The 21,866-nt window shown below is 70.0% G+C and carries 17 protein-coding genes; 12 read left to right on the top strand and 5 right to left on the bottom strand.

Annotated elements, in window-relative coordinates:
• Window positions 1–164: 164 nt before the first annotated feature.
• On the bottom strand, window positions 165–1,097 hold the full coding sequence (gene hemF / locus E5843_RS13190; protein WP_136412903.1) for an oxygen-dependent coproporphyrinogen oxidase: 933 nt from the start codon (window positions 1,095–1,097) through the stop codon (window positions 165–167).
• A 184-nt stretch (window positions 1,098–1,281) separates the two neighbouring features.
• On the bottom strand, window positions 1,282–3,666 hold the full coding sequence (locus E5843_RS13185) for a S9 family peptidase (RefSeq protein WP_136412902.1): 2,385 nt from the start codon (window positions 3,664–3,666) through the stop codon (window positions 1,282–1,284).
• Window positions 3,667–4,054: 388 nt separating this feature from the next.
• Between E5843_RS13185 and E5843_RS13180 the strand changes: the two genes are divergently transcribed.
• The 6 genes from E5843_RS13180 (at window position 4,055) to E5843_RS13155 (ending at window position 11,988) form a co-directional block, all read left to right on the top strand.
• Entirely contained in the window at window positions 4,055–5,482 is a 1,428-nt protein-coding gene (locus E5843_RS13180) for a cytochrome ubiquinol oxidase subunit I (RefSeq protein WP_136412901.1), read from the top strand.
• Window positions 5,482–6,495, top strand: a complete 1,014-nt coding sequence (cydB, locus tag E5843_RS13175) for a cytochrome d ubiquinol oxidase subunit II (RefSeq protein WP_134674363.1) — start codon at window positions 5,482–5,484, stop codon at window positions 6,493–6,495. Before E5843_RS13180 ends, cydB begins: the two co-directional genes overlap by 1 nt.
• Window positions 6,496–6,646: 151 nt before the next feature.
• A complete protein-coding gene (locus E5843_RS13170) occupies window positions 6,647–6,919 on the top strand; it encodes a YcgL domain-containing protein (protein WP_136412900.1) in 273 nt (90 codons plus the stop codon).
• Complete coding sequence (locus E5843_RS13165) at window positions 6,912–10,175, top strand: ankyrin repeat domain-containing protein (RefSeq protein ID WP_141066074.1); 3,264 nt, start codon at window positions 6,912–6,914, stop codon at window positions 10,173–10,175. Before E5843_RS13170 ends, E5843_RS13165 begins: the two co-directional genes overlap by 8 nt.
• A 156-nt stretch (window positions 10,176–10,331) precedes the next feature.
• On the top strand, window positions 10,332–11,189 hold the full coding sequence (locus E5843_RS13160; protein ID WP_136412899.1) for an energy transducer TonB: 858 nt from the start codon (window positions 10,332–10,334) through the stop codon (window positions 11,187–11,189).
• Window positions 11,190–11,223: 34 nt separating this feature from the next.
• Window positions 11,224–11,988, top strand: a complete 765-nt coding sequence (locus E5843_RS13155; protein ID WP_136412898.1) for an energy transducer TonB — start codon at window positions 11,224–11,226, stop codon at window positions 11,986–11,988.
• Window positions 11,989–12,067: 79 nt separating this feature from the next.
• Here the strand turns inward: E5843_RS13155 and rho are convergent, their stop codons facing one another.
• Both rho and trxA read right to left on the bottom strand, forming a co-directional pair.
• Window positions 12,068–13,837, bottom strand: a complete 1,770-nt coding sequence (rho, locus tag E5843_RS13150; protein ID WP_141066073.1) for a transcription termination factor Rho — start codon at window positions 13,835–13,837, stop codon at window positions 12,068–12,070.
• A 182-nt stretch (window positions 13,838–14,019) separates the two neighbouring features.
• Window positions 14,020–14,346 (bottom strand): thioredoxin, encoded by a 327-nt coding sequence (gene trxA / locus E5843_RS13145; protein WP_141066072.1) that lies wholly within the window; start codon window positions 14,344–14,346, stop codon window positions 14,020–14,022.
• Window positions 14,347–14,588: 242 nt separating this feature from the next.
• On the opposite strand from trxA, the gene rhlB reads away from it, so the two are divergent.
• The 6 genes from rhlB (at window position 14,589) to rpoH (ending at window position 20,900) form a co-directional block, all read left to right on the top strand.
• Window positions 14,589–16,448: an ATP-dependent RNA helicase RhlB gene (rhlB, locus tag E5843_RS13140; protein ID WP_136412895.1), complete on the top strand. Its 1,860-nt coding sequence runs from the start codon at window positions 14,589–14,591 to the stop codon at window positions 16,446–16,448.
• A 112-nt stretch (window positions 16,449–16,560) separates the two neighbouring features.
• Entirely contained in the window at window positions 16,561–17,250 is a 690-nt protein-coding gene (gene ftsE, locus E5843_RS13135) for a cell division ATP-binding protein FtsE (protein WP_134674355.1), read from the top strand.
• Window positions 17,243–18,196, top strand: a complete 954-nt coding sequence (gene ftsX, locus E5843_RS13130; protein ID WP_141066071.1) for a permease-like cell division protein FtsX — start codon at window positions 17,243–17,245, stop codon at window positions 18,194–18,196. The genes ftsE and ftsX overlap by 8 nt, the downstream gene beginning before the upstream one ends.
• 1 nt (window position 18,197) lies before the next feature.
• Complete coding sequence (locus E5843_RS13125; RefSeq protein WP_136412893.1) at window positions 18,198–19,076, top strand: response regulator; 879 nt, start codon at window positions 18,198–18,200, stop codon at window positions 19,074–19,076.
• Between the two features lie 5 nt (window positions 19,077–19,081).
• The gene (gene ung / locus E5843_RS13120; RefSeq protein ID WP_136412892.1) at window positions 19,082–19,840 is read left to right on the top strand and encodes a uracil-DNA glycosylase; all 759 of its coding nucleotides are present in this window, start codon (window positions 19,082–19,084) and stop codon (window positions 19,838–19,840) included.
• A 181-nt stretch (window positions 19,841–20,021) separates the two neighbouring features.
• Complete coding sequence (gene rpoH, locus E5843_RS13115) at window positions 20,022–20,900, top strand: RNA polymerase sigma factor RpoH (protein ID WP_134674351.1); 879 nt, start codon at window positions 20,022–20,024, stop codon at window positions 20,898–20,900.
• 70 nt (window positions 20,901–20,970) lie between these two features.
• On the opposite strand, the gene zupT is transcribed toward rpoH, so the two are convergent.
• On the bottom strand, window positions 20,971–21,792 hold the full coding sequence (zupT, locus tag E5843_RS13110) for a zinc transporter ZupT (RefSeq protein WP_136412891.1): 822 nt from the start codon (window positions 21,790–21,792) through the stop codon (window positions 20,971–20,973).
• Window positions 21,793–21,866 lie beyond the last annotated feature (74 nt).

Raw genomic sequence — 21,866 nt, 5'->3', positions numbered from 1 at the left:
CCTCTCCCGCGCGGGAGAGGGGAAGCGCTTCTCTGCTTGCCGCGCCTGCTTCAGCACATGCCGTCACCCCTCTCCCGCCTGTGGGAGAGGGGTAGGGGTGAGGGCAGGGCGGTGGCTGGGGACCTCATTCCGACCCGGCAGGTCTGCAGGCGTCCGCGTATCCCTCAGCCCCACTCCGCGAGCCAGTCGCGCGGCCGCAGGTAGTCGGCCAGCCTGGCTTCGGCGCTGCCCGGCTCCGGCGTGTGTCCGTATTCCCAACGCGCAAGTGGCGGCAGGCTCATCAGGATCGATTCGGTGCGCCCGCCCGACTGCAGGCCGAACAGCGTGCCGCGGTCCCAGACCAGGTTGAACTCGACGTAGCGGCCGCGCCGGTAGAGCTGGAAGTCCCGCTCGCGTTCGCCGTACGGCGTGTCCTTGCGGCGCTCCACGATCGGCAGGTAGGCATCGAGGAAGCCGTCGCCGACCGCGCGCATGTAGGCGAAGTCGCGGTCGAAATCCTCGCCGAGGTCGTCGAAGAACAGCCCGCCGACACCGCGGGTCTCGTCGCGGTGCTTCAGGAAGAAATAGTCATCGCACCACTGCCGGTGCGCGTCGTAGCGCGCCTGCCCGCCGAACGGTTCGCACAGGTCGCGCGCGGTGCGGTGCCAGTGCAGCACGTCCTCGTCGACGGGGTAGAACGGCGTCAGGTCGAAACCGCCGCCGAACCACCATGCCACGGTTTCGCCATCGCGGCTGGCACGGAAGTGGCGCACGTTGGCATGCGTGGTCGGCAGGTACGGATTGCGCGGATGGAACACCAGCGATACGCCCGTTGCGCGCCACGAAGCACCGGCGAGTTCAGGGCGTGCGGCGGTTGCCGAGGGCGGCAGCCGCTCCCCGAACACGTCCGAAAAGCCGATCCCGGCCTGTTCGAACACCGCGCCATCGCGCAGCACGCGGGTGCGGCCACCACCGCCGAGTGCGGTGCTTCCGGGCGTGGGCTCGCGCGTCCAGGCATCTTCACGGAAGCGTGCGGCGCCGTCGGCCGCCTCGATGGCCGCGCAGATGCGGTCCTGCAGGCCGGTGAGGTAGTTGCGTACGGTATCGATATCGTCCATGCGCCGATTGTATCGGCACCGTGCGACCGGCTTCGCGCTCACCCGTGCCCTCTCCGCAGGCGGGAGAGGGGTTGCAGCGCGGGACCACTGCAGGTTTCTTCGTCGATCTGCGTCCCCGCATGGGGCGGAGGAAAGCCGTCCGCATGCCGGCGGGAGCCGCGCCGAGAAGCGCGCCCTCCGACGGTTACCGCTCCAACGTTTCCGGTGCCTTCAACGCCCGCTCGAACAGCTCGTGGATGCGGCGGTACTGGTCGTACCACGATGCCGCGTGCTGGTAGGCGTGGCGCTCCAGCGGGTAGCTCGCCAGCTCCCACTTGTCCTTGCGCAGCTCGATCAGCCGCTGCGCCATCATCACCGAGTCCTTGTAGAACACGTTGTCGTCGATCATGCCGTGCGCGATCAGCAGGTGGTCCTGCAGGCGGTCGGCGTACTCGAGCGGCGACGAGATCCGGTAGGCCTCGGGGTCGATCGCCGGCGTGTTGAGGATGTTGGCGGTGTAGGCGTGGTTGTACTGCGTCCAGTCGGTGACCGGGCGCAGCGCCGCACCGGCCTTGAACACGCCCGGCTCGCGCATCAGCGCCATGAAGGTCACGAAGCCGCCGTAGCTGCCGCCGTAGATGCCGACGCGGTCGCGATCGCCCTGGCGGGTCTCGACCAGCCAGTCGATGCCGTCGAGGTAATCCTCGAGTTCGGGATGGCCCATCTGCCGGTAGATCGCCGTGCGCCAGTCGCGGCCGTAGCCTTCCGACGCGCGGAAATCCAGGTCCAGCACGATGTAGCCCTGCTGCACGAGCATGTTGTGGAACATCTGCTCGCGGAAGTAGTTCGGGTAGCGGTCGCTGACGTTCTGCAGGTAGCCGGCGCCGTGCACGAACAGCACGATCGGATACTCGCGACCGGGCTCCATCGTCGCCGGGCCGTAGTACTTGCCCCAGATCGTGCCCGCCCCGTGCCTGGACGGCACCTGCACGGTCTGCGGCTCGAGCCAGTCGAAGCCGCGGAACTCGGCGCTGCGGGTGTCGGTGAGCTGGCGGTATCCGGAACCGTCGACATCGATCACCGCCAGCTGCGGCGGCGTGTAGCTCGACGACTGCCGCACCAGCAGGCGACGCCCATCCGGCGACTCGCGGAAGTCCTCGACGCCGTCGAGGTCGGTGATCTCGCGCACCTCGCCACCGCCGGCCGGCACCTGGCAGACCTCGTAGTCGCCGGGCCGCGCGCGGTTGCACACGAACAGGAAGGTGTTGCCATCGGCGGCCAGCACCGGCGCCGAGGCCTCCCAGCGGCCGGAGGTCAGCGCGCGGGTGGCGGCGCCGTCGGTGGTGTAGAGGTGCGACCAGCCGCTGTGCTCGGACAGGTACCACAGCGTGCGGTTGTCCGGCATCCAGCCGAAGTCGTTGAAGCCCCAGTTGATCCAGGCGTCATCGGTGAGCCGGTGGCGCAGGCGCGGCGCGGTGGCGCCGGCCTCCACGGTCACCAGCCAGCGGTCCTTGTTGTCGACCGAGTGCAGCATCAGCGCGGCCTGGCGGCTGTCGCCGGCCCAGCGCAGCACGTCCGGGCCCTGTCCTTCCAGGCGCACCGCGCGCACGCCCTTCAGCGGCTCCTGGCCGGCGCTGCGGCGCAGGCTGGCGAGCGGATCGCGGTCGATCCCGGGCAGCGCGTCGAGCACCAGCTTCTCGGCCTTGCCGCTGGCGACATCGATCATCCACAGCGTCTGCGCGACGGGGTCGTTGCGACCGACGCGGGTGCGCACGTCCTCGAATTCCTCGTAACCCGATTCGGTCACGTACTTCGGCATGCGCCCGGCCTGGCCCTTGTCGGCGGCCTTGGGCTCGGTGGCGACCAGCAGCCAGCGGCCGTCCGGCGACAGCGCGCTGGCGGCGATGGTGACGTCGCGGCCGAGGTGGATCGGTGCCGGCGCGCGGGTCGGATCGACGCGGCGCCAGTCGGCGTCCTGCTCGCGCTGGGCATCGCGACGCTCGCGCTCCAGCCGCAGCGTGTCCACCAGGCGCAGCTGCAGGTCGCGCAGGCCGTCCTCCTTGGGCGGCGCGGACGGGTCCTCCTCGGCACGCAGCACGATCGCGGTGGTCACGCCCTCGCGCGGGTCCCACCGGAACCAGCGATCGTTGCCGACGCGCCACACCAGCGCGCCATCGTCGCCCCACAGCGGGGAAGCCGCGCGCTCGTCGCCGCGGCCCAGTTGGGTGACGGCGCCGGTCCGCAGGTCGCGGACGAAGACATCGCCATTGCGCACATAGGCCATGCGCGTGCGGCCACGGTCGTAGGCCGCCTGCATGCCATCGATGTCGGCGCGGGCGGGGCCATCGACGCGCACGCCCTCGCCGCCGTCGACCGGCAGCACCCAGGTGTCGCGCACGCTGCTGTCGGCACGCTTGAGCGTATAGAACGCCCGCCGGCCGTCCCAGGACCACCAGGCCTGTTCGACCGGCGGACCGATCCAGTCCGGGTCGGCCATGATCCGGTCGAGCGTCAATGGCTGGGCAGGCTGGGCGAGGACAGGCGCGGCGGCGGCGCCAACCAGGAAGAGCAGCGGGAGCAGGCGGATCATGGGACTTCCGTGACAGGCAAACCGCAGCAGGTTAGCAGCCGGCCCCTGCCGGAGGGCTGGGCCACAGGTCACGGTCGAACGGGCGGAATGGCGATTCCCCAAAAAGGACGGGGACGCTTTCGCGTCCCCGTCTGCACGTCCCTGTTCGCCGGAAGCATCCGGATCATCCTGTGGGTGCACCGTACGTGAATCGATCCTGAAAGTATGCGACACGCGTCACACTCGATGACGCAACAGGTCCCATTCTGTCGTCGATAGAGGTGGATCGCGAACCAGGTGACGCAATGTGTCAGTCCCGGGCGTCGACTTTCCGGCATCCTCGACCGCACGTCGGGCTCACATTCCGCCGGACTAGCCTGCGTCACCGGTCAGCAGCGAGGGGTACGTTGTGGACGCACTCATGCTGTCGCGTATCCAGTTCGGGTTCGTGATCTCGTTCCATGTGCTGTTCCCGGCGTTTACCGTCGGCCTGTCGTCGTGGCTGGCGTTCCTGCAATGGCGCTGGCTGCGCACGCGCGACACGATCTGGCGCGACATGTTCTTCTTCTGGATGAAGGTCTTCGCGATCTCGTTCGGCATGGGCGTGGTGTCGGGCATCGTCATGAGCTTCCAGTTCGGCACCAACTGGTCGGTGCTGTCGGAGCGGGCCGGCCATATCCTCGGCCCGCTGCTGGCCTACGAGGTGTTGACCGCGTTCTTCCTGGAGGCATCGTTCCTCGGGGTGATGCTGTTCGGCTGGCGCAAGGTGCCGGAGAAACTGCATTTCTTCTCGACCTGCATGGTCGCGCTGGGCACGCTGATCTCGACGTTCTGGATCCTGTCGGCCAATAGCTGGCTGCACACGCCGGCCGGCTACGAGATGGTCGGCGACATGTTCCACCCGGCCAGCTGGCGCGAAATCATCTTCAACCCGTCGTTCCCGTTCCGGCTCGCGCACATGGTGCTGGCCGCGTTCATCACCACCTGCTTCGTCATCGGCGGCGTCGGTGCGTGGTACCTGCGGCGCGGCGATCACCTGGAGCCGGGCAGGCGCATGCTGAAGCTGGCGGTGGCCTTCGCCGCCATCGCGGTGCCGCTGCAGATCGTGGTCGGCGACCTCCATGGCCTGGCGACCGCCGAGTACCAGCCGACCAAGCTCGCGGCGATGGAAGGACACTGGCACCACGGTGCGCCGGGTGCCGGGGTGCCGCTGGTGGTGTTCGGCCTGCCCGACGAGGCCAACGAGCGCAACAACTTCGAGCTGGCGATCCCGCGCCTGGGCAGCCTGATCCTGACCCACAGCCTGGATGGCGAGATCGAACCGCTGACCGCGGTGCCGCCGGAGGAGCGTCCGCCGGTGGTGCCGGTGTTCTGGTCGTTCCGGGTCATGGTCGGCATCGGCATGCTGATGCTGCTGTTGTGCGCGCTGTCGCTGGTGGCGTGGCGACGCGACCGCCTGTACGACACGCGCTGGTTGCTCGATGGCTGGCGGATCATGGCGCCCAGCGGGTTCATCGCCGTGCTTGCCGGCTGGTTCGTCGTCGAGATGGGCCGCCAGCCGTGGGTGGTGCAGGGCCTGCTGCGGACCGAGGACGCGGTGAGCGACCTCGAGGTCTCCAGCGTGGTGATCTCTCTGAGCGCATTCCTGCTCGCCTACGCCATCGTGTTCGGCGCCGGCGGCAGCTACATCTACAAGCTGCTGCGCCGCGGCCCGCTGCCGTTCGAGCCCGCGCCCGAATCCGACGACGGCGAGCGCACGCCACGGCGTCCGATCTCCGCCGCCGATCCCAACGAGCACGAAGTAGACGTGGCGAAGCCCGCCCGGAGGCCAGGCTGATGGACATGGAAACCGTATTGCCGGTGATCTGGTTCGGCGTGATCGGCTTCGGCGTGCTGATGTACGTGCTGCTCGACGGCTTCGTGCTCGGCCTGGGCATCCTTGCGCCCTTCGCCGAGGACGGCCACCAGCTCGACCAGATGATCAACACCGCCGCGCCGATCTGGGACGGCAACGAGACCTGGCTGGTGCTGGGGGGCGTCGGCCTGCTGGCCGCGTTTCCGGCCGCCTATGCGTTGCTGCTGTCGGCGCTGTACCTGCCGGTGCTGCTGATGCTGATCGCGCTGATCTTCCGCGGCGTGGCGTTCGAGTTCCGCTTCAAGGCCAGGCGTGGCCGCCGCTTCTGGGGCGGCGCCTTCGCGGTCGGCTCGCTGCTGGCCGCCTTCGCGCAGGGCGTCATCCTCGGTGCACTGGTGGAAGGCATGCCGCTGCAGGAAGGCCGTTACGTCGGCGGGGCGCTGGGGTGGTTCAGCCCGTTCTCGATCCTGACCGGCATGGCGGTCGTGTTCGGCTACGCGCTGCTGGGCAGTACCTGGCTGATCGTCAAGACCGAGGGCCGGCTGCAGCAGATCGCCCGCACGCTCACCCGGCCGCTGGTGCTGGTGGTCGCGGCCTTCATGGGGCTGGTCAGCGCGTGGCTGCCGTTCCTCGAGTCGCAGGTCATGGAGCGCTGGTTCGAGGGCAACAACTTCCTCTGGCTGTCGCCGGTGCCGCTGCTGGTGCTGGCCAATGCAGTGCTGCTGTGGCGCGCGGCGATGCGCGAGGGGCGCGATGCGATGCCGTTCCTGTGGACGCTGTGCTTCTTCTTCCTGGGTTTCGTCGGGCTGGTGCTGGGCATGTGGCCCAACATCGTGCCGCCGGCGATGTCGATCTGGGAGGCATCGTCGCCGGCATCCTCGCAGGGCTTCCTGCTGGCCGGGCTGGTCGTGCTGCTGCCGCTGATCCTCGGCTACACCGGCTGGTCGTACTACGTGTTCCGCGGCAAGATCGAGTCGGATTCCGGTTACCACTGAGCGCTGCACGCTGGCACGCGGAGCCATGCCGACGGCTGGTGCGCGGACTGGTGCCGGCAGCGCCGCGGCATCACCGCGCGCAACGCGGGGCGCGGTTCCTTGTGCAGGCCGTTTCCCGCACAATCATGGGCATCGAGCCGTATTCCGGGCCATGCACGCCTACGTCTACAAGAGCCAGCGCAAGGACGACACCTACGTCTATCTTGCCGCCCGCGACGACTTCTCCGTACTGCCCAAGGGCCTGATGGAACGGCTCGGGCCGTTCCGTTTCGTCCTCGACGTGGCGCTGACCCCCGAGCGTCGCCTCGCGCGCGAGGACGTCGCGACCGTGCGTGCGAACCTGGCCGCGAATCGCTTCCATCTGCAGATGCCACCGTCCGCCGCCGCCGATCCGCTGACCGGGGACTGGGGCACCGATGCCTGAGCCGGCATCCACCACCAGGCGCGATCGCGCGGCGCTGTATGCGCTCGGTGCGGGGCTGGCATTGCTGGCGGGCTTCGCGCCCTGGCTGGCGATGGTGGGTCTGTGGATCGCGCAGCCGGTATTCGCACTGGCCGCGCGCGGCGCGCGTGTCGACCGCGCAGCGGCGACGCAGGCCGTTCCCCTGCTGCTGGCCTGGGGTGGATTGCTGCTGGCGACCGCGGTGCTGGTCGCGTGGCCGCTGTCGGCACTGCGCCAGAGCGGCTCGCTCGGTGCGGCGCTGGGACTGAGCGCGAGTGCCGGCCTGGTCCTGATCGGCCTGTGGCGGACGTGGCCGTTCTGGCATGCGCTCGAACGCGACGGTGGTGGCCTGTCGACCCACTGGCAGGCACTGGCCGAACACGATGCCGGCGCCCTGCGCGGCCTGTGGCTGGCGCTGGGCGCGGGTGGCATCGCCGGGCTGACGGTGGTGCTGGCGTGGCCGGGCCTGGTCGATGGCGGCGCACGTTGGCTGCTGGCAGCGCTCGCCGCGGTGTGGAGTGGCATGGCGCATCGGGGGCTGCAGGCACTGGCCCCGGCGGCGCGCCTGCCGATGCCGGTCATCGAGATCGACATGCCGAAGGCGGTCGAGCCCGTCATCGAGGGTGATGTCGACGCCGCGCTGTATGCCGCCGCGCGCGCCGGTCGCGTCGACCGCGCGCTGGAACTGCTCGAACACGGCGCCGACCCGATGGCGTCGCCGCCCGCCGGCGAACGCGACCAGCGCGCGCTGGTGGTGCTGGCGGCGGTGCTGCCGGACCTGCGCCTGCTGCGCGCGCTCATCGCCCGCGGCATCGACCTCAACAGCGCCTGCGCCGGCATGACGCCGCTGCTGGCCGCCACGCGCGACAGCTGGCACGGCCGCCCGGAAGCGGTGATGACGCTGCTGGCCAATGGCGCGGACCCGCGTGCACGCGACCACGAGGGCAATACGCCGCTGCACCATGCCGCGCGCAGCACCGATCCCGGGGTCGCCGCGCTGCTGCGCGATGCCGCCGCCGAGCTGGATGCGCGCAACGACGAGGGCCTGACGCCGCTCGGCGTCGCCTGCGCCGCCTGCAACTGGCGGCTGGCGAAATTCCTGCTCGAGCGCGGTGCCGCCACCCACGCGGTTGACGCCACCCCGGCGCTGCTGGCCGCCGCCCGTGGCGACGAGGACGACGCCGCCGGCGTGCAGCTGCTGCTGCGCCACAAGGCGAAGGTGGATGCGCGCGACGCCCGCGGGCGTACCGCACTGCACGAAGCCGCGTTCGCCGGCCATAGCGACATCGTGGCCGCGCTGCTCGATGCCGGTGCCGCGCCGGACCTCGCCGACGCCAACACGCGTACGCCACTGCTCGAGGCCGCGCGCGGCGGACGCCTGGCCACGTTCGAGGCCCTGCTCGCCGCCGGTGCCGATGTGCATGCGGTCGATGCGCACGGGCAGGGCGCGCTGGCGCTGGCGACGCTGGCCGAGCCATCGTCGGCGAGCCTGGTGCGCCGCCTGGTGGAACTCGGTCTCGATCCCCGCCAGGCGGATGCCGCCGGGCGGACGCCGGTGGAGCATGCCGCCGCCGCCGGTCGCTGGTCGCTGGTGGCGCTGCTGGACCCGGCGTATGCGCTGCCGGCCAGCGTGGTGCCCGACGCCGGCGAGGCCGACGTGCCCGACCGCGCCCCGCTGGTGCTGCTGCGCGACGCGCTGCGCGAGTCACGGACCGATCGCCTCGACGCGCTGCTGGCCCTGGTCGACGCCCGCGAGCTCGGCAGCCTGCTCGACGACGACGAAGTGCCGGTGACGCCGGCGCGCATCGACTGGCTGATGGCGCAGGGCGCCGATCCGGACGTGCGTGCCGACGGCGGCGACACCGCGATGTTCCGGCTGCTCGATCGTGGTCCGGACGCCATCGAGGCCGTGCAGGCGCTGCTGCGCCACAACGTTTCGCCCGCCGGTGCCGGCGGACTGGCGCGCTTCCTTGCCGCCTGCGCACACGGCGACCATGCCGCGCGGGCGCTCGAACATCTCGCGCTGGAACTGCTGGAGCGGGGTGCGGATCCGTTCGCGGCATCGCCTGAAGGCGACCCGCCGCTGTCGTTGGCGGTGCGCCTGGGATGGCACCAGCTGCTCGAACGCCTGGTTGCCACCGGTGTCGATCTCGACGCCCGCGACGGCCGTGGGATGACCGCCCTGCACCTGGCCGCGGCGCTCGGGCGCGAGGCCGCGTTGAAGGCGCTGGTGCGCGCCGGCGCCAGCCCGGGCATGCGCGCTGCCGACGGGCAGACGCCACTCGGGGTGGCACTGGCCGGCGGTCGCCGCGACCTCGCCGACTGGCTCGACTGGCGTGGCTGGGCATTGCCGCGCCGCGCGTTGCAGGCGAACGACCTGCCGGCCGCGGCAATGGCCGGCGACGCCGATGCGGTGCGCCGCCTGCTCGATCTTGGTTTCCCGGTCGATACCGTCGATGCCCAGGGATGCAGCGCGTTGTTGCGCGCCGCCGGCGGTGGCCATCGCGCCGTCGTCGACCTGCTGCTCGCGCGCGGTGCCGACCCGGCACTGGCCGCGCACAGCGGTGCCACCCCGCTTTCGGCCGCGGTGAGCATGCGCGAGCTCGACATCGTCGATCGCCTGCTCGAAGCCGGTGCCGGCCACCAGCAGCGCCTGCCCGGCGAGGTCACGGTGCTGATGCTGGCCGCCGCGCTCGGGCTGCCCGACCTGTGCGGGCGCCTGATCAAGGCCGGTGCGGACATCCACGCCACCGATGCGCAGGGACTCACCGCGCTGCACTGTGCCGCCCTCTACGGCTTCACCGCGCGGGATCGCCCGCGCCTGGCCGCCCTGTTCGACGCGCTGCTCTACGGCGGTGCCGAGATCGACGCCGCGGCGGCGGGCGGGGTCACGCCGCTGCTGCTGCTGCTGGGCGCGCGCGCCGAACCCGGCACCGCCTGCGATGAGAACGTGGTGGCCGCCGTACTCGACCATCTGCTCGACGAAGGTGCCTCGCTGGACGCCCAGGATCCGCGTGGCTTCGGCCCGCTGCACCTGGCCGCGCTGCACGGCCTGCTGCATCTCGCGCGCCGCCTGCTGCGTGCAGGCGCCGACCCGGGCCTGCGTGATGCGCTCAACCGCGTGCCGCGCGACATCGCGATCATGCGTGGCTTCGTCGACGTTGCCGCCGAACTCGCGCCCAGCCACCAGGCCGGCGGCGATGTCTCGATGGCGAGGTTCCTGCGCGACCAGGGTTGATTCCGGCGTCGCCCGAACGTGCACGCCCAGGGTGGGGCGTGCGCGCATAGCGCCGACCCGATGCGTTGCGTCCGCAGCCGGGCTGCCAGTCCCCGCGGTTGCGACACCGGCACCGGCGTTGCATCCTCCCTGTCCCGGACCGCGCAGGAAGCCATCATGTTCCGAATCGTCGCCGCCGCATTGCTTGCGGCATCGTTGCTGGCGTTGCCCATCCGCGCCGAATCGCAGACCGCACGCCAGGCCCGCCAGGAAGTCGAGGCCAGCATGGTGGTCACCGGTGTCATCGACATCGACGCGCAGGGCGAGGTCACCGCGCACGTCGTGGACCAGCCGGACAAACTCCCCGACTACGTGCTCGAGCTGGTCGATCGCGCGGTCCCCGCGTTCCGCTTCGAACCGCTGCTGGTCGACGGGTCACCCGCGTCGGGGCAGGCGAAGATGAGCCTGCGCCTGGTCGCCACGCAGGCCGGCGATGGCAGCATGAACGTCGCCATCCGCAGCGCGCATTTCGGCGAAACGTATTCGGATACTGATGCGGGCAGCGTGCGCAGAAAGAACATGCGTCCGCCGCAGTATCCCTCCAACGTGCTGGTTGCGGGTGGCGCGGGCACGGTCTATCTGCTGGTCAGGGTCGGCCGCGACGGCCGCGTCGAGGACGTCGCCGCCGAACAGGTGAACCTGACGGTGGTCGGCACCGCGCGTGCCATGGAATCCATTCGCGAGGCCTTGGCCCGCGCCTCGATCAGCGGCGCGCGCAGATGGAGCTTCATTCCACCATCGGAAGGGCCGGAGGTGGAACGAGATCACTGGGTGGTGCGGGTGCCGGTCGAGTTCTTCATCGACAACCATCGCCGGCCCCGGTATGGCGAATGGGCGTCCTACCATCCCGGTCCCCGCATGCGTCCCGACTGGGCCGGGCCAACGTCGCCGGCCTTCAGCCCCGATCTGCTGCTGGCCGACAGCCTGACACCGGAAACGTCGCGTTTCCGCCTGCTCACGCCGCTGGATGGCTGAGCCACGCCCAGCGATCGTTCCAGGAGCAACACTCATGAAGACGATGCTTGCGGTGGCCTGCGGTGCCATGCTGGCAGCGGCCGCACCCGCACCCGCACCGGCACGGCAGGCCGATACGCCGCTGGCGTTCACCACGATGGTCAAGGTCGCCGTCGACGAGGCCGGCAGGCCGGGTGCCGTCGAGGCGATGGCGCCGCTGCCGGGTCCCGTGCGCGATTTCGTCGAGGCGCGCACGCGCGAACTGGAGTTCCAGCCTGCGATGATCGATGGCCACGCACGTGGTGGGGTCACCTATGTGGTGATGGGCGTATGCGCGATCCCCGATGGCGGGCAGATGCGCATGGCGGCGGAATACCGCAACAATGGGCCCGGTCGTGCAGGCGGCGTGCCGTACCCCGATCCGCCGCGGTATCCCGTCGATGCCCTGAAGCGCGGGTGGGGCGCGGACATGACGATCCGCTACACGGTGGGAGAGGATGGCTCCGCGACGTTGGACAAGGTCGATTTCAACGGCGAGGGCCAGCGCGGCACGGGCATATTCGAGCGGATGGCGCGCGAATGGGTGGGTGGTATGCGCCTGCTTCCCGAGGAGGTGGACGGCCAGCCGGTCAGCACCCCGGTCAGCATGCCGCTGGAGTTGACCGTGGGACGCAGCGGCACGCGAGCTGCCCGCGAGATGCTGGAGGCGGCGCGCCGTTCCTGGGTCGACCAGCCGGAATGTCTGGCAGCCGAGCGCCCTTCGGGCCAGGCCGTCGCCGCGCAGTCGCCGTTTGTGGTGCGCGAAGCGGACGCCGGGTAACCGGCGCGAGACCGGTCTTCGCCGGATACGAAAAAGCCCCGCGGACGCGGGGCTTTTCGTTGCTGCATCCGTTGCCGGATCAGCGCTTCATCGAAGAGAAGAACTCGTCGTTGGACTTGGTGGTCTTCATCTTGTCGAGCAGGAACTCCATCGCCGCGATCTCGTCCATCGGGTGCAGCAGCTTGCGCAGGATCCAGATCTTCTGCAGCAGCTCCGGCTCGATCAGGTAGTCCTCGCGGCGGGTGCCCGACTGGTTGACGTTGATCGCCGGGTACACGCGCTTCTCGGTGATGCGGCGATCCAGGTGGATCTCGGAGTTGCCGGTGCCCTTGAACTCCTCGTAGATCACCTTGTCCATCGCGCTGCCGGTATCGACCAGCGCGGTGGCGATGATCGTCAGCGAACCGCCTTCCTCGACGTTGCGCGCGGCGCCGAAGAAGCGCTTCGGACGATGCAGCGCGTTCGCGTCCACGCCACCGGTGAGCACCTTGCCCGACGACGGCACGACGTTGTTGTAGGCACGCGCCAGGCGGGTGATCGAGTCGAGCAGGATCACCACGTCACGCTTGTGCTCGACCAGGCGCTTGGCGCGCTCGATCACCATTTCGGCGACCTGCACGTGGCGCGCGGCCGGCTCGTCGAACGTCGAGGAAACGACCTCGCCGCGCACGGTGCGCTGCATCTCGGTCACTTCTTCCGGACGCTCGTCCACCAGCAGCACGATCATGTGCACTTCGGGATGGTTGGTGGTGATGGCCGTGGCGATCTGCTGCATCATCATCGTCTTGCCCGCCTTGGGCGGCGAGACGATCAGGGCGCGCTGGCCCTTGCCCTGCGGGGCCATCAGGTCGAGGATGCGGCCGGTGATGTCCTCGGTGGAGCCGTCGCCGCGCTCGAGCCTGAAGCGCTTGCGCGGGAACAGCGGGGTCAGGTTCTCGAACAGCACCTTGCCCTTGCTGGCTTCCGGCGGCTCGCCGTTGATGGTGTCGACCACGTTGAGCGCGAAGTAGCGCTCGCCGTCCTTGGGCCAGCGGATGCGGCCACTCAGGTGGTCGCCGGTGCGCAGGTTGAAGCGGCGGATCTGGCTGGGCGAAATGTACGTGTCGTCCGGGCCGGCGAGATAGCTCGCCTCGGCGCCGCGCAGGAAGCCGAAGCCGTCGGGCAGGATTTCCAGCACGCCGTCGGCCTGCACGCCCTCGCTGGTGCGGGTGAGCACCTTGAGCAGGGCGAAGATGACGTCCTGCTTGCGGGCGCGGGCGACACCTTCGTGGATGTTGAGCTGTTCGGCGATGTCGAGCAGCTTGTGCGCCGGCATCCGCTTGAGGTCGCCCAGCGAGTACTGCGGGAAGCCTTCCGGGATGTTCGGCGGCGGCATGCGGTGCGCCTGCTGCTGCTCGTTGCCGCTTTCCTGCGGCAGGCCGTCGTCGCGGAAGCGGTCGCCACGCTGGCGGTCACGGCGGTTGCGGAAACGGTCGCGACGATTGTTGCCCTGGCCCTGACCCTGGCCCTGGTTCTGACCCTGATTCTGGTCCTGGCCCTGGCCCTGCTGCTGGCCTTGCCCGCGGTTGTCCTGGCCGTCCTGGTCACGCCCGCCGCCGCCATTGCCGCCATTGCCGGGCTGGGCGTTGTGCGTGGGCGCGGAAGGTTCGGACGGCGTGGATGCCGGAGCGCTCGGCGCCGAGGGCGCAGATGGGGCCGGCGCATCCACCGGCAGCGCCTGCTGCACGGGAGTGTCGCCGTCGGCCTTGGCGGCGCGGGGTGCACGTGGGGCACGCGGCTTGCGCACGCGCTTTTCGGCGGTGTCGCCGGAGTCGCCGGGCTGGCCGGCGTCGGGGGTGTTCTCGGACAAGTGCGAATTCCTCGCTGCTGCGAGCGCCCGCTGGGATGCGGGCGAGGGATGGAAGGGGAACCTTCAGAAGGGTGCGGCGCGGTACTCCACGCCGGATCGGTCAAAACTAGCACCGCCACGGTCGCGCGGCAAGCGACCTTGCTGGCCGCATCGAAGGCGCCCGGCGGGGCGCCATGGGTGGATCAGAGTGCCTTGTCGATCATCTGCGCGAGCTGGGCCTTGCCCACCGCGCCGATCTGGGTGGCCTGCACCTGGCCGCCCTTGAACAGCAGCAGCATCGGGATCGAGCGCACGTGGTACTTCAGCGCGGTTGCCTGGTGCTGGTCGATGTCGACCTTCACCACCTTGGCGCGGCCGGCGTAGCTCTCGGCCAGCTCGTCGAGGGCCGGCGCGATAATCCGGCACGGGCCGCACCACGGCGCCCAGAAATCGACGAGCACGGGTTCGTCGGACTGCAGCACGGTGGTTTCGAAATCGGCATCGCCGGCGTGGATGACCTTGTCGCTCACTGGATTCTCCTGAAAGGATCGGGGCAGGGCGCACGGCCGCGCAACCCGCATGGATGCTAGACTTGGGTGCTTCCGGCCAAAAACCAAGGCCGGCTGTCAAGGCCTGATCGAGGCCCGACCGTCCAGGGCCCACAGCGGCGCCCTTCCTCCGGCCGGCAGTCTGCGACGCGGGTCTCCCCCGCGCAAGCGCATCCCCGCCGCACGCAAGCGGCGAGCCCAGCCACATCGAGCACTCCCAACGCATGAGCGACAAGCCTCTTACCGACATCACCTTTTCGGAATTCGACCTGCATCCGCAGTTGCTGGCCGGCCTCGAAGCCGCCGGATTCCTCCGCTGCACCCCGATCCAGGCATTGACCCTGCCGCTCGCGCTCAATGGACGCGACGTGGCTGGCCAGGCGCAGACGGGCACCGGCAAGACCCTCGCCTTCCTGGTCGCGGTGATCGACCGCCTGCTCAAGCGCCCGGCGCTGGCCGACCGCAAGCCCGAGGATCCGCGCGCGCTGATCCTGGCGCCGACCCGCGAGCTCGCCATCCAGATCCACAAGGATGCGATGAAGCTCGACCTCGGGCTGAAGTTCGCCCTGGTCTACGGCGGCGTCGACTATGACAAGCAGCGCCAGCAGCTCCAGGACGGCGCCGACGTCATCATCGCCACGCCCGGCCGCCTGATCGACTACGTCAAGCAGCACAAGGTCGTGTCCCTGCATGCCTGCGAGATGTGCGTGCTCGACGAGGCCGACCGCATGTTCGACCTCGGCTTCATCAAGGACATCCGCTTCCTGCTGCGGCGCATGCCGATCCGCACCGAGCGGCAGACGCTGCTGTTCTCGGCGACGCTGTCGCACCGCGTGCTCGAGCTCGCCTACGAGCACATGAATGAGCCCGAGAAGATCGTCGTCGAGAGCGAGTTCATCACCGCGGCGAAGGTGCGCCAGAAGGTGTACTACCCCTCGGACGAGGAGAAGATCCCGCTGCTGCTGGGCCTGCTGTCGCGCAGCGAAGGCGCGCGCACGATGGTGTTCGTCAACACCAAGGCATTCGTCGAGCGGGTGGCGCGTTCGCTGGAAAAGGCCGGCTACCGCGTCGGCGTGCTGTCGGGCGACGTGCCGCAGAAGAAGCGCGAGTCGCTGCTGAAGAAGTTCCAGGCCGGCCAGCTCGAGATCCTGGTGGCCACCGACGTCGCCGCGCGTGGCCTGCATATCGACGGCGTCAGCCACGTCTACAACTACGACCTGCCGTTCGATGCCGAGGACTACGTCCACCGCATCGGCCGCACCGCACGCCTGGGGGCCGAAGGTGACGCGATCAGCTTCGCCTGCGAGCGCTATGCGATGTCGCTGCCCGACATCGAGGCCTTCATCGAGCAGAAGCTGCCGCTGGAGCCGGTCACCGCCGAGCTGCTGACCGCGCTGCCGCGCAAGCCGCGCGAAGGCGTCGAGTTGCAGGCGGAAGAGGGCGAGAGCATCGGCGAGATCTTCCGCGAGGCGCGCGAGCAGCGCGCCGCCGACGATGCCCGCCGCGGCGGGCCGCGCAAGGGCGGAACGGGTGGCGCAGGCGCCGGCCGCCGCAGCAACGGTGGGCGTGGTTCGTCGGGCGCAGCCGGGTCGGGCGAGCGTCGTGGTCCGCGCAGCAGCGACGACGCCCATGTCGCGGCGTCGCCGGACGCGGCACCTGCAGCCGTCACCAATGGTGGCGCAGCTGCTGCGGTCGTCACGGCCGAGGGCGCACCGGCCAATGCGGGTGATGCCGCGGCACCGGCGCGCAAGCGTCGCCGCCGCCGTGGCCCGCGCAAGGACGGGGATGCCGCAGGCGCTTCCGCGCAGGCGGCGGCACCGGCGACCGGCGAGGCCGGCACCGCTGCAGCGCGCGGTCCGCGACCGCCGCGCCAGGGTGGTACGGAAGGTGGCGCGACACGCGCGCCGCGGGCACCACGCGAGAGCGCGGCGTCGTCCGCAACGCCACGTGCCCCGCGGGACAGCGCGGCGGCTCCTGCCGCTGCGCGCCCGGCACCTGCGTCCACCCAGCCGTCGCCGTCACTGCTGTCGCGCATCGGACGCGGCCTGAAGCGTCTGGTTGGCGGTTCCACCGACGCCCGCTGAGCGACACGGCGGATCACGACGGCCCGGCATGTCCGGGCCGTCGTCGTTTGCGGCTATTGACGGTGGTGCGCACGACGGACGTGCACAGGCGTTGCGGGCATAATCGACCGCCATGGGCGTCCTTCGATTCGACAACGTCAGCAAGCAGTATTCCGGCGGCCATGTCGCGCTGGCCGATGTCAGCTTCGACGTCGGCGAAGGCGAAATGCTGTTCGTCACCGGCCATTCGGGCGCCGGCAAGAGCACGCTGCTGAAACTCGTGCACCTGTCGGAACGGCCCAGCCGCGGCGCGGTGCTGTTCGCCGAGCGCAACCTGCTGCGGGTGCACGGCCGCAAGGTCGCGCTGCACCGGCGCGATGTCGGCGTGGTGTTCCAGGACCATCGCTTGCTGGCGGACCGCACCGTCGCCGAGAACGTGGCGTTGCCGTTGATCCTGCGCGGCCTGCGCCGGGCGGACATCGCCCGCCGCGTGCGCAGCGCGCTCGAGCGCCTGGGCCTGGGCGAACGCGAACGCGCACTGCCGACGCAGTTGTCGGCCGGCGAGCAGCAGCGCGTCGGCATCGCCCGCGCGATCGTCGGCGAGCCCCGGCTGCTGGTGGCCGACGAGCCCACCGGCAATCTCGATCCCACCCTGTCGGCGGAGATCATGACCCTGTTCGAAACCCTACCCGCACGCGGCACCAGCGTGCTGGTGGCAAGCCACGATCTCGCGCTGGTGCGGCGCATGCGCAAGCGCGTGCTGGTGCTCGACCAGGGGCGGCTGGTGGACGACATCAGGCCCGAGGAACTCGCCGATGAGTGAACCGGCCGCGAAGCCCGCGAAGTCGCAGTCGGGCTTCGGCACCTGGATCGACCACCACGCCTACAGCGTGGTCTCGGGCCTCGGGCGCCTGCTGCGCCGTCCGTGGGCCACTGCGCTCACCATCGGCGTGATGGCGGTGGCGCTGGCGTTGCCGCTGGGCCTGCTGCTGGTGCTGGGCAACGTGGCGCGGCTGTCGGGCAGCGTGCAGCAGTCGCAGGAAATCAGCGTGTTCCTCGCCATGGACACTAGTGCCGAACGCCTGCAGGCGCTGGAGCGCGACATCGCCGCGCGCGCCGACGTGGCGACAGTGGAGTTGCGCACGCCCGAGCAGGGCCTGGAGGAACTGCGCACCCGCGGCGGCCTTGGCGACGCCATCGACGGTCTCGGCGGTCTGGACGCCAATCCGCTTCCGGCGGTGCTGGTGGTGGTGCCTGCGATGGACAATGCAACGCTCGCCGCGGCGCTGGGCGCGTTGCCCGAAGCCGAGCTGGTCGTGCACGACGCCGCCTGGCGGCAGCGGCTGGATGCGTGGATGCGCTTCGCCGCGCGCGTGGCCTGGGTGCTGGCGGCGCTGCTGGGCATCGGCGCGCTGCTGGTGGTGGGCAATACCGTGCGCCTGGACATCCAGTCGCGGCGCGAGGAAATCGCCGTGCTGCAGTTGCTGGGCGCCACCGATGGCTTCATCCGCCGGCCGTTCCTCTACCAGGGTGCGTGGTACGGACTCGCCGCCGGCGCACTCGCGCTTGGCCTGTTGGCACTGGCCGGGCTGGCGCTGCAGGCACCGCTGGCGGAACTGGTCGCGGGCTACGGCAGCGGCTTCGCCCTGCACGGCTTCGGCCTCCCGCAATCGCTCGCGGTCGTGGCCGGCGCCGCGCTGCTGGGCTGGCTCGGTGCCGGTGTCGTGACCGGCCACTATCTGCGACAGACCCGACCCACGGAGGCCTGAGATGAGCCACCCCGCCGCGCCCGACCTGCGCCACCTGGTGAGCGAATCGCCGCGGATCATGGTGGTCGACGGTTCAAAGCTGGTGCGTCGCCTGATCGGCGACGTGCTGCGGCAGGAGGTGCCCAACGTCGACGTGGTCGCCTGCGCCGGCCTCGCCGAGGCGCGCGAGGCGCTGGCCGCCGCGCCGGTGGATCTCGTCACCACCTCGCTGGTGCTGCCCGACGGCGATGGCCAGCAGCTGGCGCGCGCGGTGCGCGAAACCGCGGGACAGAAATACGTGCCGGTGATCGTGGTCTCGGCGGAAGCGCAGGCGCACCTGGAGCGCCGCCGCTTCACCGAGGACGTCACCGACTACTTCGACAAGGGCGAAGGCCACCAGGCGCTGGCAACCTTCGTGCGCGGCTATGTGATGCCGCAGGCGATCCCCGGCGCACGCGTGCTGTATGTGGAGGACAGCCGCACCGTCGCGCTCGCCACCCGCCGCATGCTGCAGTCGCATGGCATGGAAGTGATCCACATGATCAGCGCCGAGGAAGCCATCGAATGGCTGCGCGAGCGACGCGATGGCGCCGACGCACCCGGTGCCGACCTGCTGCTGACCGACGTCTACCTCAAGGGCGAGCTGAGCGGTCGCGACCTGCTGCAGGCCGTGCGTGGCGAACTCGGCTACGGCAAGCGCCGGCTGCCGGTGCTGGTGATGACCGGCGACGACAACCGGGTCAACCAGATGGCGCTGCTGCGCGATGGCGCCAACGACCTGGTGCTCAAGCCCATCGAGGAACGCCTGCTGGTCACCAAGGCGCTGTTCCAGTTGCGCCTGGCGCGGCTGGGCGTCGCGACGCAGGACGCGACCGGGGCGCCTGCGCCGGCCGCCGGCTGAATCCGATGACGGACCCGACACCGACGGACAACGGCGGCACGCCCGACGGGGAGGCGGACGCCCGCATCCGTCTGGAACCGTCGTGGAAGGCCCGGATCGGTGATTACCTGCTGCGCGAGGAGATGCGGGCGCTGTCGGCCTTCCTGCGCGAACGCACTGCGGCAGGCGCGGCGATCTATCCGCCGGGCCCGCGGATCTTCGCCGCCTTCAATGCGACGCCCTTCGATGCGGTGAAGGTGGTCGTCCTCGGCCAGGACCCGTATCACGGCCCCGGCCAGTCGCACGGGCTGGCGTTCTCGGTGCCCCCGGGCGTCCCGGTACCGCCGTCGCTGCTCAACATGTTCAAGGAAATCGAGCGCGACCTCGGCCTGCCGCGGCCCGACCACGGCTACCTGCTGCCCTGGGCCCAGCGTGGGGTCCTGCTGCTCAACGCGGTGCTGACCGTCGAGCACGGCAAGGCCGGCGCACACCAGGGACGGGGCTGGGAAGGCTTCACCGACCACGTAGTGGAAATGCTGAACCACGAACGCGACGGGCTGGTGTTCCTGCTGTGGGGCAGCTATGCCCAGGCCAAGGGGCGGGTGATCGACCCGCGCAGGCACAAGGTGCTGCGCAGCACCCACCCGTCGCCGCTGTCGGCGCATCGCGGCTTCAACGGCTGCGGGCACTTCTCCGCCACCAACGACTACCTGCGCCGGCGTGGGCTGGGGGAGATCGACTGGCGCCTGCCACCGCGGTCCGCCCTTGAGCCCGGCGGTATCTGACCGCCGCCTGCACCGGCGCCGCCGGTGGGGTTTGCTGTCCACGTGCTGTTGAGGCCGGGGCGGGTAGGATCATGGCTCAGGTAACACCCCCTGTTGATCCGATGCTGCCGTTCCACGGGCGCAACAGAGGAACTTTTTCTGTACCCGGCAGTCCAATAGTTCGACTGCTAACATGAGGTCCATGAGCCAGACGATGACTTCCAACGCCTTGGTTGCCAACAATCTTCCCGTTCCCAGCGCACTCGGTTCGCTGGACGCCTACGTCAACGCCGTGCACCAGATCCCGGTGCTGTCGGTCGAGGACGAGCAGGCGCTGGCGCGCCGTTTCCGCGAGCACGATGATCTCGACGCCGCCCGCGACCTGGTGCACTCGCACCTGCGCTTCGTGGTGCATGTGGCGCGTGGCTACAACGGCTACGGACTGCCGCTGGGCGACCTCATCCAGGAAGGCAACATCGGCCTGATGAAGGCGGTGAAGCGCTTCGATCCCGCCGTGGGCGTGCGCCTGGTGTCGTTCGCGGTGCACTGGATCCGTGCCGAGATGCACGAGTACATCCTCAAGAACTGGCGCATCGTCAAGGTCGCCACGACCAAGGCGCAGCGCAAGCTGTTCTTCAACCTGCGCAAGAGCAAGAAGCGCCTGGGCTGGCTGAACGCGGCGGAAGTCACCGCGGTGGCGAAGGACCTCAACGTCTCCGAGCGCGAGGTGCTGGAGATGGAGTCGCGGCTGTCCGGCCGTGACATCGGCTTCGATGCCAGTGCCGACGAGGATGACGACCGCGCGCCGCCGGCGCCGGCCGGGTACCTGAAGGCGCACGATGCCGATCCCGCGCAGGCCTACGAGCGTGCCGACAGCGAGGACAACCAGCTGGCCCTGCTGCGCGAAGGCCTGGCCGGGCTGGATGCGCGCTCGCGCGACATCATCAAGCGCCGCTGGCTGGACGCGGACGCCAAGATCACCCTGCAGGAGCTGGCCGACGAGTACGGCGTGTCGGCCGAGCGCATCCGCCAGGTCGAGGCCAATGCGCTGAAGAAGATGAAGGCGCTGTTCGCGGCCTGAGCCGCGCCATCGGCGACAGCAAAAGGCCCGGAGTGATCCGGGCCTTTTGCGTGTGGTCCCGGCGCGCCGCTTACGGCGACGTGCCCCATTTGAACAGCACCAGGCTCAGCGCCAGCGCGGACATGCCCGCCACCAGGCCGTAGACGGTCTCGTGGCCCTTGGCGTAGCGCTTGGCCGCCGGCAGCAGTTCATCGAGCGCGAGGAACACCATGATCCCGGCGATCACCCCGAACACGCCGCCGAACACCGCCTCCGACATCACCGGGGCGAGCAGCGCATAGCCGATGATCGCGCCCACCGGTTCGGCCATGCCCGACAGCAGCGAGGCGAGGAAGGCCAGCGACTTGTTGTTGGTGGTGTAGTACACCGGCACCGCGATCGCGATGCCCTCGGGGATGTTGTGGATCGCGATCGCCAGCGCCAGCGGCAGGCCCACGGCGGGATCGCCGACGGTGGCGAAGAACGTGGCCAGGCCTTCCGGAAAGTTGTGCGCGGTGATTGCGATCGCGGTCAGCAGCCCGACGCGCTTGATGTACTCGCGGTTGTGCTCGCGGAAGAAGGGATCGTCGGCTTCCAGGCTCTCGTGCGGGTTCGGCACCAGGTGATCGATGGCCATGATGATCAGCAGGCCGGCGAGGAAGGCGAGGATCGCGCAGGTGAAGCCGAGGTCGTCGCCGTACGCGCGCGAGAACGACAGGATCGACTTGTTGAGGATTTCCGACAGCGAGACGAACACCATCGCGCCGCCGGCAAACGCCAGCCCGAACGCCAGCAGGCGTGCGTTCGGTGCCCTGGTGGTGAACACCAGCAGGCCGCCGATGCCGGTGGCGAGGCCCGCGGCGGTGGTGACCGCAAGCGCGATCAGGACGTTGGAAAGCTGGATGTCGAGCATGCGCTGCGCGTTCCCGTTACAGCGGGCGCAGGAATGCGCGCGACTGCGTTGCAATCGTAGTCAGCGGCCGCGCT

This window comes from Luteimonas yindakuii (genome assembly GCF_004803715.2).
GTDB classification, from domain to species: domain Bacteria; phylum Pseudomonadota; class Gammaproteobacteria; order Xanthomonadales; family Xanthomonadaceae; genus Luteimonas; species Luteimonas yindakuii.
This window is presented reverse-complemented; position numbering and strand designations above follow the sequence as displayed.